At 70.8% G+C, this 12,595-nt stretch carries 9 protein-coding genes and 1 pseudogene; all 10 read right to left on the bottom strand.

All coding sequences use genetic code 11. The annotated features are described in order from the left end of the window. Nucleotides 1–3: 3 nt before the first annotated feature. The 10 genes and pseudogenes from SH922_RS36255 to hpnC all read right to left on the bottom strand — a co-directional run bounded on the left by SH922_RS36255 (nt 4) and on the right by hpnC (nt 12,566). The gene (locus SH922_RS36255; protein ID WP_393062782.1) at nt 4–612 is read right to left on the bottom strand and encodes a helix-turn-helix domain-containing protein; all 609 of its coding nucleotides are present in this window, start codon (nt 610–612) and stop codon (nt 4–6) included. Between the two features lie 99 nt (nt 613–711). Further along, nucleotides 712–2,109: an aspartate aminotransferase family protein gene (locus SH922_RS36250; RefSeq protein ID WP_393062781.1), complete on the bottom strand. Its 1,398-nt coding sequence runs from the start codon at nt 2,107–2,109 to the stop codon at nt 712–714. Then, a pseudogene (gene dxs / locus SH922_RS36245) lies at nt 2,106–4,080 on the bottom strand (1-deoxy-D-xylulose-5-phosphate synthase). Before dxs ends, SH922_RS36250 begins: the two are co-directional and overlap by 4 nt. A 211-nt stretch (nt 4,081–4,291) precedes the next feature. Further along, nucleotides 4,292–5,311: an adenosyl-hopene transferase HpnH gene (gene hpnH / locus SH922_RS36240; protein ID WP_393062780.1), complete on the bottom strand. Its 1,020-nt coding sequence runs from the start codon at nt 5,309–5,311 to the stop codon at nt 4,292–4,294. A 5-nt stretch (nt 5,312–5,316) separates the two neighbouring features. Beyond that, nucleotides 5,317–5,976 (bottom strand): 1-hydroxy-2-methyl-2-butenyl 4-diphosphate reductase, encoded by a 660-nt coding sequence (locus SH922_RS36235; protein ID WP_393062779.1) that lies wholly within the window; start codon nt 5,974–5,976, stop codon nt 5,317–5,319. After that, on the bottom strand, nt 5,976–7,979 hold the full coding sequence (gene shc, locus SH922_RS36230) for a squalene--hopene cyclase (RefSeq protein ID WP_393062778.1): 2,004 nt from the start codon (nt 7,977–7,979) through the stop codon (nt 5,976–5,978). The genes SH922_RS36235 and shc overlap by 1 nt, the downstream gene beginning before the upstream one ends. 108 nt (nt 7,980–8,087) lie before the next feature. After that, the gene (locus SH922_RS36225; protein WP_393062777.1) at nt 8,088–9,191 is read right to left on the bottom strand and encodes a polyprenyl synthetase family protein; all 1,104 of its coding nucleotides are present in this window, start codon (nt 9,189–9,191) and stop codon (nt 8,088–8,090) included. After that, complete coding sequence (hpnE, locus tag SH922_RS36220) at nt 9,188–10,576, bottom strand: hydroxysqualene dehydroxylase HpnE (RefSeq protein ID WP_393062776.1); 1,389 nt, start codon at nt 10,574–10,576, stop codon at nt 9,188–9,190. Before hpnE ends, SH922_RS36225 begins: the two co-directional genes overlap by 4 nt. A 119-nt stretch (nt 10,577–10,695) precedes the next feature. Further along, nucleotides 10,696–11,616: a presqualene diphosphate synthase HpnD gene (gene hpnD, locus SH922_RS36215; RefSeq protein WP_393062775.1), complete on the bottom strand. Its 921-nt coding sequence runs from the start codon at nt 11,614–11,616 to the stop codon at nt 10,696–10,698. A 29-nt stretch (nt 11,617–11,645) separates the two neighbouring features. Then, a complete protein-coding gene (gene hpnC / locus SH922_RS36210) occupies nt 11,646–12,566 on the bottom strand; it encodes a squalene synthase HpnC (protein ID WP_393062774.1) in 921 nt (306 codons plus the stop codon). Nucleotides 12,567–12,595 lie beyond the last annotated feature (29 nt).

Below are 12,595 nucleotides of genomic sequence, written 5' to 3'. Positions count from 1 at the left end.
GCCTCAGCGACGGTGGATCCCGCTGCCGAGACACAGCTCGGCGGCGGGGCTCTGCAGCAGGGTGTGGACGAACAGCAGCTCGGCACCGTCGCGGTCCACGGCCGCGATCCGGTGCGGGGTGAGCGAGTCGAAGTGCGCGCTGTCACCCGGGGCGAGGTCGTGGACCGTTTCGCCGAGGGTCACCCTGAGATGCCCGGTCAGGACGTACAGCCACTCCTCGCCGGGATGGACGCGCACCAGGTCACCCTGGGCGCCGTGCGGGACCCGGACACGCAGTGCCTGCATCGCCCGGCCGGGGCCGCCGGCCTGCTGGTACATCCAGCCGTCGGCCTCGGCCCCCTCGAACCTGCCGCCGCGGACGATCGCGTCACGTTCCGGGGGGATCTCGCCGAGCAGCTCGGAGACCGTCGTACCGTAGATCCTGGCAAGTCCGAGCAGCATGGGCAGCGAGGGCTGGCGCCGGCCCGTTTCGAGCCGGGACAGGTGGGCGGGCGAGAGCCCGGCCCGTTGGGCGGCCGTCTCCAGGGTGAGACCACGACTGCGGCGCAGATCGCGCAGACGTGGCGCGACCCCGGGCAGCTCGTCGGCCACCCCTCCTTCTGGAGGATTCATGCTTCCATTGGGCCAGGAACTTTCCTCGGAGGCAAATTTCTTGCCTCCGAGGCAAAAAGCCGTCCGCCCCCTCTCCCCGGCCGCCGGATCCGCCGCTGATCAGCGGTTGGCGACGGCCTGCTTCACCAGGGTCCGCCCGAAGTCCCACATCAGCCCGCCACCGCTGTGCGCGTCGTCCATCACGGCCGTGAAGGCGCTCACGAAACGGTCCACGTCCGCGTCGTCGATCACCAGCGGCGGAATCAGCTTGATCACTTCGAGGTGGTCCCCGGAGACCTGGGTCAGGATCCGGTGCTTCTGGAGCAGCGGCACGACGACCATCTGTGCGAAAAGCCCCTTGCGGGCCGCCTGCAGCATGGTCCAGCGGCTGCGCAGCTTGAGCGAGCTCGGCCGGCCGAACTCGATGCCGATCATCAGCCCGCGCCCGCGCACCTCGTGCAGCAGCTCGTACCGGCCGACCAGCGCGGCCAGTCGTTCGCGCAGCAGGTCACCGGTGCGGCGCGCGTGCGCCACCGTCTCCTCGTCCTCCATCACCGCGAGGACCGCGAGTCCGGCCGCCATCGCCTGGGCATTGGAGCCGAAGCTCGCGGAGTGGACCAGAACCCGGTCCATCGAGGAGTAGACCCGTTTGAAGATCCAGTCCTTGCCCAGGGTTGCCCCGACGGGCACATAGCCGCCGGAGAGTGCCTTGGCGACGCAGACCAGGTCGGGTTCCACGCCTTCCTCGTGCTGGTACGCGTAGAAGTCACCGGTCCGGCCCAGGCCGGTCTGCACCTCGTCAGCGATGAGCAGGGCCTTGTGCTTGTGCAGCAGCTCCTGGGCCTCCCGGAGGAAGCCGGGCGGCGAGGCATGCACACCCTTGCCCTGGATCGGTTCGACGACGAGTCCGGCCACATCGCCGCGCTTGAGCTCACGACGCAGGGCGTCGAGGTCGCCGAGTGCGATGGCGGTGTCGGGCAGCAGCGGGGCGAAGCCGTCCCGGAAGCCGGCTTCGCCGTTGACCGAGAGCGAGCCGGTGGTCAGCCCGTGGAAGGCGTGCGTGCAGTACAGGATCCTCGGCTTCCCGGTGGCGTACCGGGCGAATTTGAGGGCCGTCTCCACGGCCTCCGTACCGCTGTTCCCGAAGAACACCCGGTCCAGGTGCGGACTGTGGGTGAGCAGCTTCTCGGCCAGCAGGCCGGGCAGCGGCTGGCAGTCGAACCGGGTGAGATCGGCGAGCGAGGCGTCCAGGACGTCGTGCAGCGCCTTGCGTACGACGGGGTGGTGCCGGCCGAGCCCCATCACACCGAAACCGGCGAGCATGTCCAGGTAGTCGTTGCCTTCCGCATCCCAGAAGTGCGCGCCCTCGGCCCGTTCGTAGACCTTGTCGAAGCCGATGGTGTGCAGCATGCGCGGGAGCTGGTGGTTGAGGTAGTTCGTGTGCAGCTCGTAGCGTTCGGCGCCGCGCTCGGCGAGGAGCCGCGCCAGGTCGAAGCCCTTGGGCCCGTCTTCCTTCATGCCCCGCTCTCCTTGTGCCCGTTGCCCGGGACGTTGTGCCCGATGCCCGTGCCCGCGTCCGCGTTCCGGACGTGGACGTTGTGCCCCGTACCCGCGTCCGCGTCCCGGACGGCCAGCGCGGCGCTGATCCGGCCCGCGATCTCGACCGGTGTGAGCCCGATGTCCGCCAGAACCTCGGCCCGTTTACCGTGGGCGAGGAACTGGTCGGGAATGCCGAACGTCCGCAGTGGTACGTCGACCCCGGCATCCCGCAGTGCCTGTCCTACGGCCGAGCCGACACCTCCGGCCCGGCTGTTGTCCTCGACCACGGCGACGAACCGGTGTTTCGCGGCGAGCGGCGCAAGCTGCTCGTCGACCGGCTTGACCCAGCGGGGGTCGACCACGGTGCAGCGGATCCGGCCACCCGTCAGCAGATCGGCGGCCTGCAAGCAGACGGGGGCCATCACGCCGACCGCGACCAGCAGCACATCGGCGTCCTCGGCGCGGTGCAGGACGTCCATGCCGCCGATCGTGCCGATCGCCGGGACCGGCTCCCCCACCGACTCCTTCGGGAACCGGATCAGGGTCGGTGCGTCGTCGACGTCGACGGCCTCGCGCAGTTCGGCCCGCAGCCGGTCGGCATCGCGGGGTGCCGCGATCCGCAGACCCGGCACGACCTGCAGCACCGACATGTCCCACATGCCGTTGTGGGAGGCCCCGTCGGGTCCGGTGACCCCGGCCCGGTCGAGGACGAACGTCACACCGCACCTGTGCAGGGCGACGTCCATCAGCAACTGATCGAAGGCCCGGTTGAGGAAGGTGGCGTAAACCGCGACGACCGGGTGCAGTCCGCCGGTCGCCAGTCCGGCCGCCGAGACCGTCGCATGCTGCTCGGCGATCCCCACGTCCCAGACCCGGCCGGGAAACGCCTCGGCGAACTTCGTCAGCCCGACGGGGTGCAGCATCGCCGCCGTGATGGCCACGACATCCGGACGCTCCGCGCCGATCGCGGCGATCTCGTCCCCGAACACGGACGTCCAGGACGGGCCGGCCGCCGGGAGCCAGCGGGGCACAGGTCAGCGGGTCCATCGCGCCGACGGTGTGGAAGCGGTCCGCCTCGTCCTGGAGCGCGGGAAGACAGCCGCGCCCCTTCTCGGTGAGGCAGTGCACGAGCACAGGACCGTGGAAGCGTTTCGCGCGGTGGAGCGCGGACTCGACAGCGGCGGTGTCGTGGCCGTCGATCGGACCGATGTACTTCAGCCCGAGGTCCTCGAACATGCCCTGCGGGGCGAAGGTGTCCTTGAACCCCTTCTTGGCCCCGTGCAGCGACTCGTACAGCGACTGCCCGATGACGGGTGTCTGCTGCAGGACGCCCTTGCCCCAGGAGAGGAACCGTTCGTAGCCGTCGGTGGTGCGCAGGGTCGCGAGGTGGTTGGCGAGGCCGCCGATGGTCGGGGCGTAGGAGCGCTCGTTGTCGTTGACGACGATGATCAGGGGGCGGTCCTTGGCGGCGGCGATGTTGTTCAGCGCCTCCCAGGCCATGCCGCCGGTGAGGGCTCCGTCACCGATGACCGCGACCACATGGCCGGAGCGGCCGAGGACCTCGTCGGCCTTGGCGAGGCCGTCGGCCCAGCCGAGGACGGTGGAGGCGTGCGAGTTCTCGATGACGTCGTGCTCGGACTCGGCACGCGAGGGGTAGCCGGAGAGGCCGCCCTTGCCGCGCAGTTTGGAGAAGTCCTGCCGCCCGGTGAGGAGCTTGTGTACGTAGCTCTGATGGCCGGTGTCCCACAGAATCCGGTCCACGGGCGAGTCGAAGACCCGGTGCAGGGCGATGGAGAGCTCCACCACCCCGAGGTTGGGGCCCAGGTGGCCACCGGTCCTGGCCACCGCCTGGACGAGGAACTTCCTGATGTCCTCGGCGAGTTCACCGAGCTGCGGTTCGTTCAGTGCCTTGAGATCGCGCGGCCCCCGGATGGACTGCAGCAGCGTCATGCCCGGGCCCCCTCTCTGGTCCTGTTTTCGGCTCACGGTGACGGTGGGGACCCTCGGTGGTGTGCCCACGTCGTCCATGCGCTCGGCGGGCTTTCACCCGCCGGCCGCCGCCGGCCCGGCCTGGATGCGCCGCGAGGGGCGGCGCATCGCGAGCGGCCGGGCCGGCGGCTCGGGGAGACCCAGTGCGACTGGCTCTCCGGCGGTCATCACGTCACCGGTTCCCGCCGATGGTCTCCCGTGCGGCACGCAGGGATTCCTTGAGCGACCCCATGGTGGCGAGTACGGCGGTGGGCTCGTAGCCGCAGTGCGCCATGCAGTTGGCGCAGCGCGGGTCCTTGCCCCGGCCGTACTTGTCCCAGTCGGTCTCCTCGATGAGTTCGCGGTACGTCGGCACGTACCCGTCGCTCATCAGGTAGCAGGGCCGCTGCCAGCCGAAGAGCGAGTAGTTCGGAATGGCCCACGCCGTGCACGGGAAGTCCGCCTTGCCCTCCAGGAAGTCCAGGAAGAGCGGCGAGTGGTTGAGGCGCCACCGGGCCCGGTTGCCGCCCGCGAAGGACTTCTTGAACAGCTCACGGGTCTGCTCGACGCCCAGGAAGTGCTCCTGGTCGGGTGCCTTCTCGTAGGCGTAGGCGGGCGAGATCATCATCTCGTCGACCTTCAGGTCGTCATTGAGGAAGTTGAGGACCTCGATGATGGTCTGAGGCGTGTCGGTGTTGAAGAACGTGGAGTTGGTCGTGACCCGGAAGCCGCGCGCCTTGGCCTCCTTCATCGCCGCGACCGCCTCGTCGAACACCCCTTCCTTGGCGACCGACTCGTCGTGACGCTCGCGCAGACCGTCGATGTGGACGGCGAACGCGAAGTAGGGCGAGGGGGTGAACTTCTCGAGCTTCTTGCGCATCAGCATCGCGTTGGTGCAGAGGAAGACGTACTTCTTCTTCGCCACCAGCTGCCGGACGATTTCGTCGATCTGCGGATGCATCAGCGGCTCGCCGCCCGCGATGGAAACCATCGGGGCGCCCGATTCGAGCACGGCGCCGACGGCCTGGGCCACCGGCATGCGCTGCTTGAGGACTCCGGCCGGGTGCTGGATCTTCCCGCATCCCTCGCAGGCGAGGTTGCAGGCGAACAACGGCTCCAGCTCGACAATCAGCGGGAACTTTTCCCGCTTTCGGAGCTTCTGTTCAATGAGGTACGTCGCAACCTTGATGGACTGACGGAGCGGCATGGCCATCTAGCTCACCTCCTGGGGAGCAGCAAAGATCGGTGCCATTCATAGAAAGCCGGCAGGACAGCACGAAGAACGCGGAAAGCCGATATTCCACCGCGGACCGTGCCGATGCGGACGAGCTCATGCTCCGGAGCGTCCACGACCACCCGTACGGCCGCAACCGGGCGTGGCCCGGACCGCCGAGCGATGCGCAGGGTCGCGGCGGACTCCATGTCCACCGCGATCGCTCCGGTGGCCCGCAGCGCGGCCCTCTCATGTCCTCGGACGACATGATCGGAGCCGGTCAGCGGACCGGTGTGGACGGTGCGTCCGGGTACGGCCCTGGCAAGTGCGTCGGCGAGCAGTTCCGTACCGGTGCAGGCGACCGACTGCCCGGCTGTCCGGGTCTCGTCGGCCACCACCAGGTCCCCGGGGTGCATGCCGGGTGCGAGCCCGGCGCAGAACCCTGAGGCGATGACCGCGGCGCCGAGCGCCCGGCTCTCGCCGAGCGCCTTCGCCACGGCCGTTTCGGCCGCCTTCGGCCCCATGCCCGTGCGCAGTACGGTCACCGGGCCCGATGCGGTGCCCGCCCTGGCCCTGCCGGTGCGCAGGGCCAGGTGTTCGATGCCCAGCGCGCAGGCGATGAGCAGCGGGGCGGTGGGGCCGGCCGGCCCCGGGGCGTCGCCCATCAGGTCCCCTCACGGACCGCCGTGCGGCCCGCGAACGGGTCGCCGTGCACGTACCGTCCGAGTGCGGTCAGCGGGAAGACCTGCCGGTAGAGGTGGTAGTTGATGGAGAAGTCCCACGGGAAGCCGGTCCCGGTGAAGTACGGCTCGTCCCAGGACCCGTCCGCCTGCTGCGTCTCGGCCAGCCAGGCGATGCCGCGTGAGACGGACACGGTGTCCCGTCGTCCGGCGGCGAGCAGTGCGAGCAGTGCCCAGCCCGTCTGGGACGCCGTCGAGGCTCCGTGGCCGATCCACTTGTCCTCGTTGTACGAGCGCAGGTCCTCGCCCCAGCCACCGTCGTCGTTCTGCACGGATTCCAGCCAGCCGACCGCGCGCCGGATGGAGGGGTGCGAGGCAGGCAGCCCGGCGGCGATCAGGGCGGGCACCACCGACCCGGTCCCGTAGACGTAGTTGACGCCCCAGCGGCCGAACCAGCCGCCGGCCGCCTCCTGTTCGGCGAGCAGCCACTCGATTCCCCGCCGGGTCGCGGGATGCCCGGAGTGGCCCTCGATGGCGAGCATCTCCACCACGTGCCCGGTGACGTCGGCGGACGGCGGGTCGATGACCTCACCGAAGTCGCAGAACGGCAGCCGGTTGGGGAACGCGCTGGTGTTGTCGGCGTCGAAGGCCCCCCAGGCGCCGTTGCGGGACTGCATGCCGACGTTCCAGCGCACCCCGCGCTCGATGGCAGCATCGACCCGCGCCTGGTCCGGGTGACGGACCCGGCGCAGCGCGAGGACCACCTCCGCGGTGTCGTCGATATCGGGGTAGTTGTCGTTGTGGAACTCGAACGCCCATCCGCCCGGGGCCAGTTGGGGCCTGCGCACGGACCAGTCACCCGGTCGCGCGATCTCCTCGCCGAGCATCCAGTCCGCCGCCTTCACCAGCGCGGGGTGGTCGGCGCCGATCCCTGCGTCGGCGAGCGCGATGGTGGCGAGGCAGGTGTCCCAGACCGGCGACTGACAGGCCTCGATCATGCGGGCGCCGTCCTCGCGCCAGACCGCGAACCGGTCGAGCGACTCGAGCCCGGCCCGCATCACGGGGTGGTCGAGGTCGTAGCCGAGCAGATGCAGAGCGATGACGGAGTACACGGCGGGCGGCTGGATGCCGCCCCAGCAGCCGTCGTTCTCCTGGCGTTCGATGATCCAGCGGGCGGCCGCGTTCATGGCGACCTTGCGCAGTCTGCGCGGGGCGATCCGGTGATAGAGGTGCAGCGCCTTGTCGAGGCGCTGGAAGACGCCGTCCCAGCTGGCAGCCGGGGCGTGGCGGCGGGGCGGGTTCGGTTCGCCGGGATCGGTGTGCAGCTCGTCCAGGGCGAAGGGTGCGGGCCGTACCGGCCGCTTCGCGGAGACGACGGTGAGGGGCACGATGGTCTGGCGGGCCCAGCAGCCGAAGTCGTAGATGTTGAGCGGGACCCACTTGGGAAAGAACATGAGCTCGGGCGGGAGTTCCGGCAGGTCGTCCCACTTCCACCAGCCGAAGAGGGCCAGCCAGATCCGGGTGAACACGCGGCTCGCCGCGATCCCGCCCTGTTCCCTGACCCACCCCGCGGCGCGGGCCATGTGCGGTTCGTCCGGCCGGTCCCCGGCCAGACGCAGTGCCACGTACGCCTCGATGGTGGCGGAGAGATCCCCGGGACCGCCGTGGAAGGTGGCCCAGGTGCCGTCGCCGAGCTGTTCGCCGCGGATGAAGTGGCCGGCCGCCTGGACCGTGGCGGGATCCTGAATGCCGAGGAACTGCCGGAGCAGGAGGTCCTCGGCGTCCATGGTGACGTTGGTGGCGAGGTCACCCTTCCACCAGCCCTGCTCGTCCTGCCTGCCGAGGAGGTGCTCCACCGAGCGTTCCGCGGCCCGCCGCGCGGCGGCGAGAACGTCGTCCGCGGCGATGGTTGATTCGGTTGTCGGATTACTGGCCGAGGCTGCGCTGGGGTCCACAGCCCCGGTGCTTCCGTCGGTCGTCGCTGTCATGGCTTCCCCTTCGTGCAGTTGGTCCTCTGCTGTGCTGGGGTCTCCGTCGGCCGGCGCCCGTGACTGGGCGCCGGCCGGCGACTGCGAGTCATATTGAGGGGATGGTCATCATCTCTTTCGTACGACGACGAAGTCCGCGAGCGCCGTGAGCTGCGCCCGCACGGATTCGGGCATGTCCACACCATGCAGCGCCTCGATGGCGACCGCATGCTGACGACGGGCCTCCTGGGCGGTCCACTCACGGCCGCCCGCCTCCTCGATGAGTGCCGCACGGGCGGCGAACTCCTCTTCGGAGAAGCTGTCGAAGTCGCTGCTCTTCGCGTCGGCGGCGAGCAGTTCGCCCAGGCGCTCCGAGGCCGGTCCGCCCGCGGCGAGCGCGGCGACGACGGGCAGGGACTTCTTTCGCTGGCGCAGATCGCTCCAGGTCTGCTTGCCGGTGGAGTCAGGGTCGCCCCAGATCCCCAGCAGGTCGTCGACCGCCTGGAAGGCGAGGCCGAGGTGGTAGCCGTACGCCTCCAGGACGTCGGCGGTCCGGTCGTCGGCGCCGCCGAGCACTGCCCCGATGGAGCAGGCGCAGGCGAGCAGGGCGCCCGTCTTGTTGCCCTCCATCTCCAGGCACTCCTCGACGGTGACCCGCTCGCGGTGCTCGTAGGAGATGTCCTGGGCCTGCCCGTCGATGAGCTTGCGGGTGGCCGAGGTCAGCCGCCGGGCCGCGCGGCCCGCCTCGACGGTGCCGAGCTCCAGCAGGATCTCGTTGGCCAGGGCGAACAGCGCGTCGCCGACCAGGATCGCCTGGGCGGGGCCGTGCACCTTCCACACCGTGTCGCGGTGGCGACGCTGCTCGTCGCCGTCCATCAGGTCGTCGTGCAGCAGCGAGAAGTTGTGCACGAGCTCGACGGCCACCGCGCCGGGGATGCCGGCCTCGGCGGCGGCGCCGGCCGCCTCGGCGGACAGCAGGGCCAGCGCCGGGCGGACGGCCTTGCCGCCGTCGCCGTCGGAAGGCCTGCCCTGGGCATCGATCCAGCCGAAGTGATAGGCGGCCACGGTGTCCATGGGCGGTGCGAGCCGGTCAACGGCGGCCCGGAGCACCGGCGCGGAAAGGGCCCGTCCGCGCTCCAGAAGCGCGGTGACGTCCGTGGTGTGCGCCACGGTGTCGGAAGCCGGATTCGCCGGGGTCACTGACTCTCCTCTTGTTCCGGTGGTACTGCTCATGCCGCCTCCTGCAGCGGATGTTCGTGGGGGCGGCCGAGCGCCAGGAGTGCGGCGTCCGCGGCGCCGGCACCGCTACGGACGGCGCCCTCCATCGTGGCGGGCCAGCCGGTGGCCGTCCATGCGCCGGCCAGAAAGAGGCCGGGGGCGCGGGTGCGCGTCCCCGGTCGCAGCCGGCCGACGCCGGGAGCGGGCGCGAAGGTCGCCGTACGCTCCCGGGTGACGAAGAAGTCCCTGATGCCGGCCCCGCGGGCGGCGGGCAGGAGCCGCTCCAGCTCGGGCAGGTAGCGAGCGCGGAGCTCGGCGACGGGCAGCTCGATCTCCTCGTCGGCGGCGGACTGGGAGACCGCGAGGTACTGGCCCGCACCGGTGAGGCCGGAGGCGTCTGTCCGGTCGAAGACCCACTGGACCGGTGAGCCGAGAGCCGCGAAGAACGGCTGCCTGAGCACCTTGCGGTCGTAGACCACGTGCACGTTGAGGATCGGCGAGGTGCCGATCTCCAGCAGCCGCTCCGGTTCGTCGAGCGCGCCCTCGGGCAGCAGGTCGTGGGTCTCGCGCTGCGGTACGGCCAGCACGACGGTGTCCGCCTCGATCCGTTCGGCGCCGGTGTCGACCACCCAGCGTCCGTCGTCGGTTCGGGTGAGCGCTCCGGCCTTCGTCCGCAGTTCGGTGCGGACGCCGGCGGAGTCCAGCGCCTTGCGGCTGAGCGTGTCGTGTACGTCCCCGAGCGGTACGGAGGCCCAGCCGATGTCGGCGGCGCCGGGCTCGGAGAGGAGTCCGGTCTTGAAGACCTTCGCGGCGAGCGCGAGCGAGGAGTTCGGTGCGGTCGCGTTGAGCGTGGCCACGCCCACGAGGTCCCACAGGGCCTCGACGGTGCGGGGCGACTGGCCGTGCCGGGCGAGCCAGCTGCCGAAGTCGATGTCGTCGAGTGCGGGGTCGTCCGGGTCCAGCCGGCCGAGCGCCAGCGCGGCCCGCCCGACGCTCGCGCGCTCGACGAGCGAGAGGTGCGGGTAGCCGGCAAGTCCGGCGGCGAGGTGGAACGGGACCGGGAGGCCGTTGCGGCGCAGCCGTCCGAGCCGGGGGCCCGAGGGCCGCCCCACGTCGAGGACCGGCACGTCCAAACGGTTTTGCAGCGGGGCCAGACGCGTGCCTTCGACCCGGTCGAGGAACCAGCGGTAGGCGGTGCAGCAGCGCAGGTAGACGTGCTGGCCGTTGTCGACCGTCAGCTCCCCGCGGCGGAAGGAGAAGGCGAGGCCGCCGAGCCGGGGCCGCCCTTCCAGCAGGGTCACGTCAAGCCCGGCATCGGCCAGGCGCAGGGCCGCGGTGATGCCTGCGAGCCCGCCGCCGATCACGACCGCGCGGGAGGAACGCATCGCGTCGTCCGTCATGCGTCCCCCTCTTGCCAGGTCTTCTCCGTCAGGGACGCATCCGCGTGGCAGTGGGTTGCCCGCCGTGCGGAGTGATCATCCATGATGCACATGGTGCGCGAGATGTCCGTGTGACGCATTCAGACACGCCCCCTGGTCGTGCGGCGCGAAATGTGGCGCGCGTCGAGACCCGACAGACCGCGCACCGCCACGTACGCCTTCTCGTGGCCCGGGAGCGAGACGCGGCCGCGCAGTACCGCCTCGGGGTCGCGCTCGATCCGGTCGAGGAGCCGACGGTAGATGCCGGCCATGGCCGCCACACAGGCACCGCTGCGCCGGTCGAGCATCGGCAGCAGCCGGTAGCCCTCGGCGAACAGTGCCCGGGCGCGCCGGACCTCGAAGTGGACCAGCCCGGCGAAGTCGGAGCCGGGCGGCGGGGTGGCCCGGTGGAAGCCCGCGGAGCAGCCGAACTTGGCGAGGTCGTCTGCGGGCAGGTAGGTACGCCCGTTACCCGCGTCCTCGCGCACGTCGCGCAGGATGTTCGTCAGCTGGAGCGCGAGGCCGAGCGTGTCGGCGTACTCGGCCGCGCGCTCGGCGCCCGGGGCGCCGGGTTCCGTACCGAAGACGCCCAGGCTGAGGCGGCCGATGGCGCCGGCGACGCACCGGCAGTAGATCTTGAGGTCGTCCCACGTCTCGTAGGTCGCGCCGCGCACGTCCATCAGCACGCCGTCGATGAGCTCGTCGAGCCCTTCGAGCGGCAGCGGGAAGCGGCGGGCGGCGTCGGCGAGCGCGACGGCCACCGGGTCGGTGTCGTCCTCGTCGACCGCTCCGTCGCGGATCCGGTCGAGCACCGCGCGGGTGCCTTCCAGGCGGACGCGCTTGGTCTCCGGCTCGAGTTCGCCGTCACCGATGTCGTCGACCCGTCGGGAGAAGGCGTACAGGGCCGACATGGCCTGCCGCTTCTCGACGGGCAGCAGCCTGATGCCGTACGCGAAGTTACGCGCCTGCTGTCCGGTGACCGCCTCGCAGTAACTGTATGCGGCCTGTACCGGTGCCGACATGTACGTCGTCTGTCCCTCCACGGTCCGGCTCACCCCTCTCTACGCGCTCTTCGCAAAACAACTCCCACCTCGCGCAGCAGGCTGGGCTTGGTGGGTTTGGGGGGTCCGGGCAGTACGTCGAACCCGGCGGCCGCGATCGCGGTGAGGGCGGCACGCCCCCCTCCCACGAATCCGGCGAGAAGCAGCTTGAGCCTGCCGTGGACGCTACCCACCAGGGGGGTGCCTTCATTCAGCAGAACCCCGGCGCGTTCGGCTTCGTACGCGATCAGTGCCCGCACCGCTGCGCCCCCGGAGGGGGCCGCCAGGTCGGATTCGGTGACATGGAACCTGGCCATGTCGTCGGCCGGCAGATAGATCCGGTCACGGCCGAGGTCCTCGGTGACGTCCTGGAGATGCTCGACGATCTGCAGTGCGGAGCAGACGGCGTCGGAGCGGCGGACGCGCTCGGGACTCGCGGTTCCGGTGAGCTGGAGGACCAGGCGGCCGACGGGGTTGGCGGAGAGCTCGCAGTAGGCGAGGAGCTCCTCGTACGTCCCGTAGCGGCGGATCTTCTGGTCCTGCCGGTTGGCCTCGATGAGGCCGAGGAAGGGTTCGGGGGTGAGTGTGCGCCGCCACACGGTGGGGCGCAGGGCGTGCAGGAGCGGGTGGTGCGGGTTCTCACCGGTGGTGGCGAAGATCCGGCGCAGGTCGGTTTCGAGCGCGTCCAGCATCGCGAGCCGGTCCTCGCCCTGCGCCGGGTCGAGACCGAGGTGCCGTGCGTCGGCGCCGCCGGGGGCGAGGTCGCCGTCACCGATGTCGTCGACGAGCCGGGCGAAGCCGTAGACGGCCATCAAGTCGTCGCGCCAGGCGCGCGGCAGGAAGAAGGGGGCCACCGGAAAGTTCTCGTCGGCGGCCTTGTCAAGGGTTCCGGGTACGGCGGAATCAAGCCGCGCCTGCCGGGTACGGGTCACTGCGTACCGCCCTGCGCGGGGACGGCGTG

The sequence above is a fragment of the Streptomyces sp. LN549 genome (assembly GCF_043203805.1).
Lineage (GTDB): Bacteria > Actinomycetota > Actinomycetes > Streptomycetales > Streptomycetaceae > Streptomyces.
Note: the sequence above shows the minus strand (reverse complement) of the source record. Positions and strands in the feature narration are given on the sequence as shown.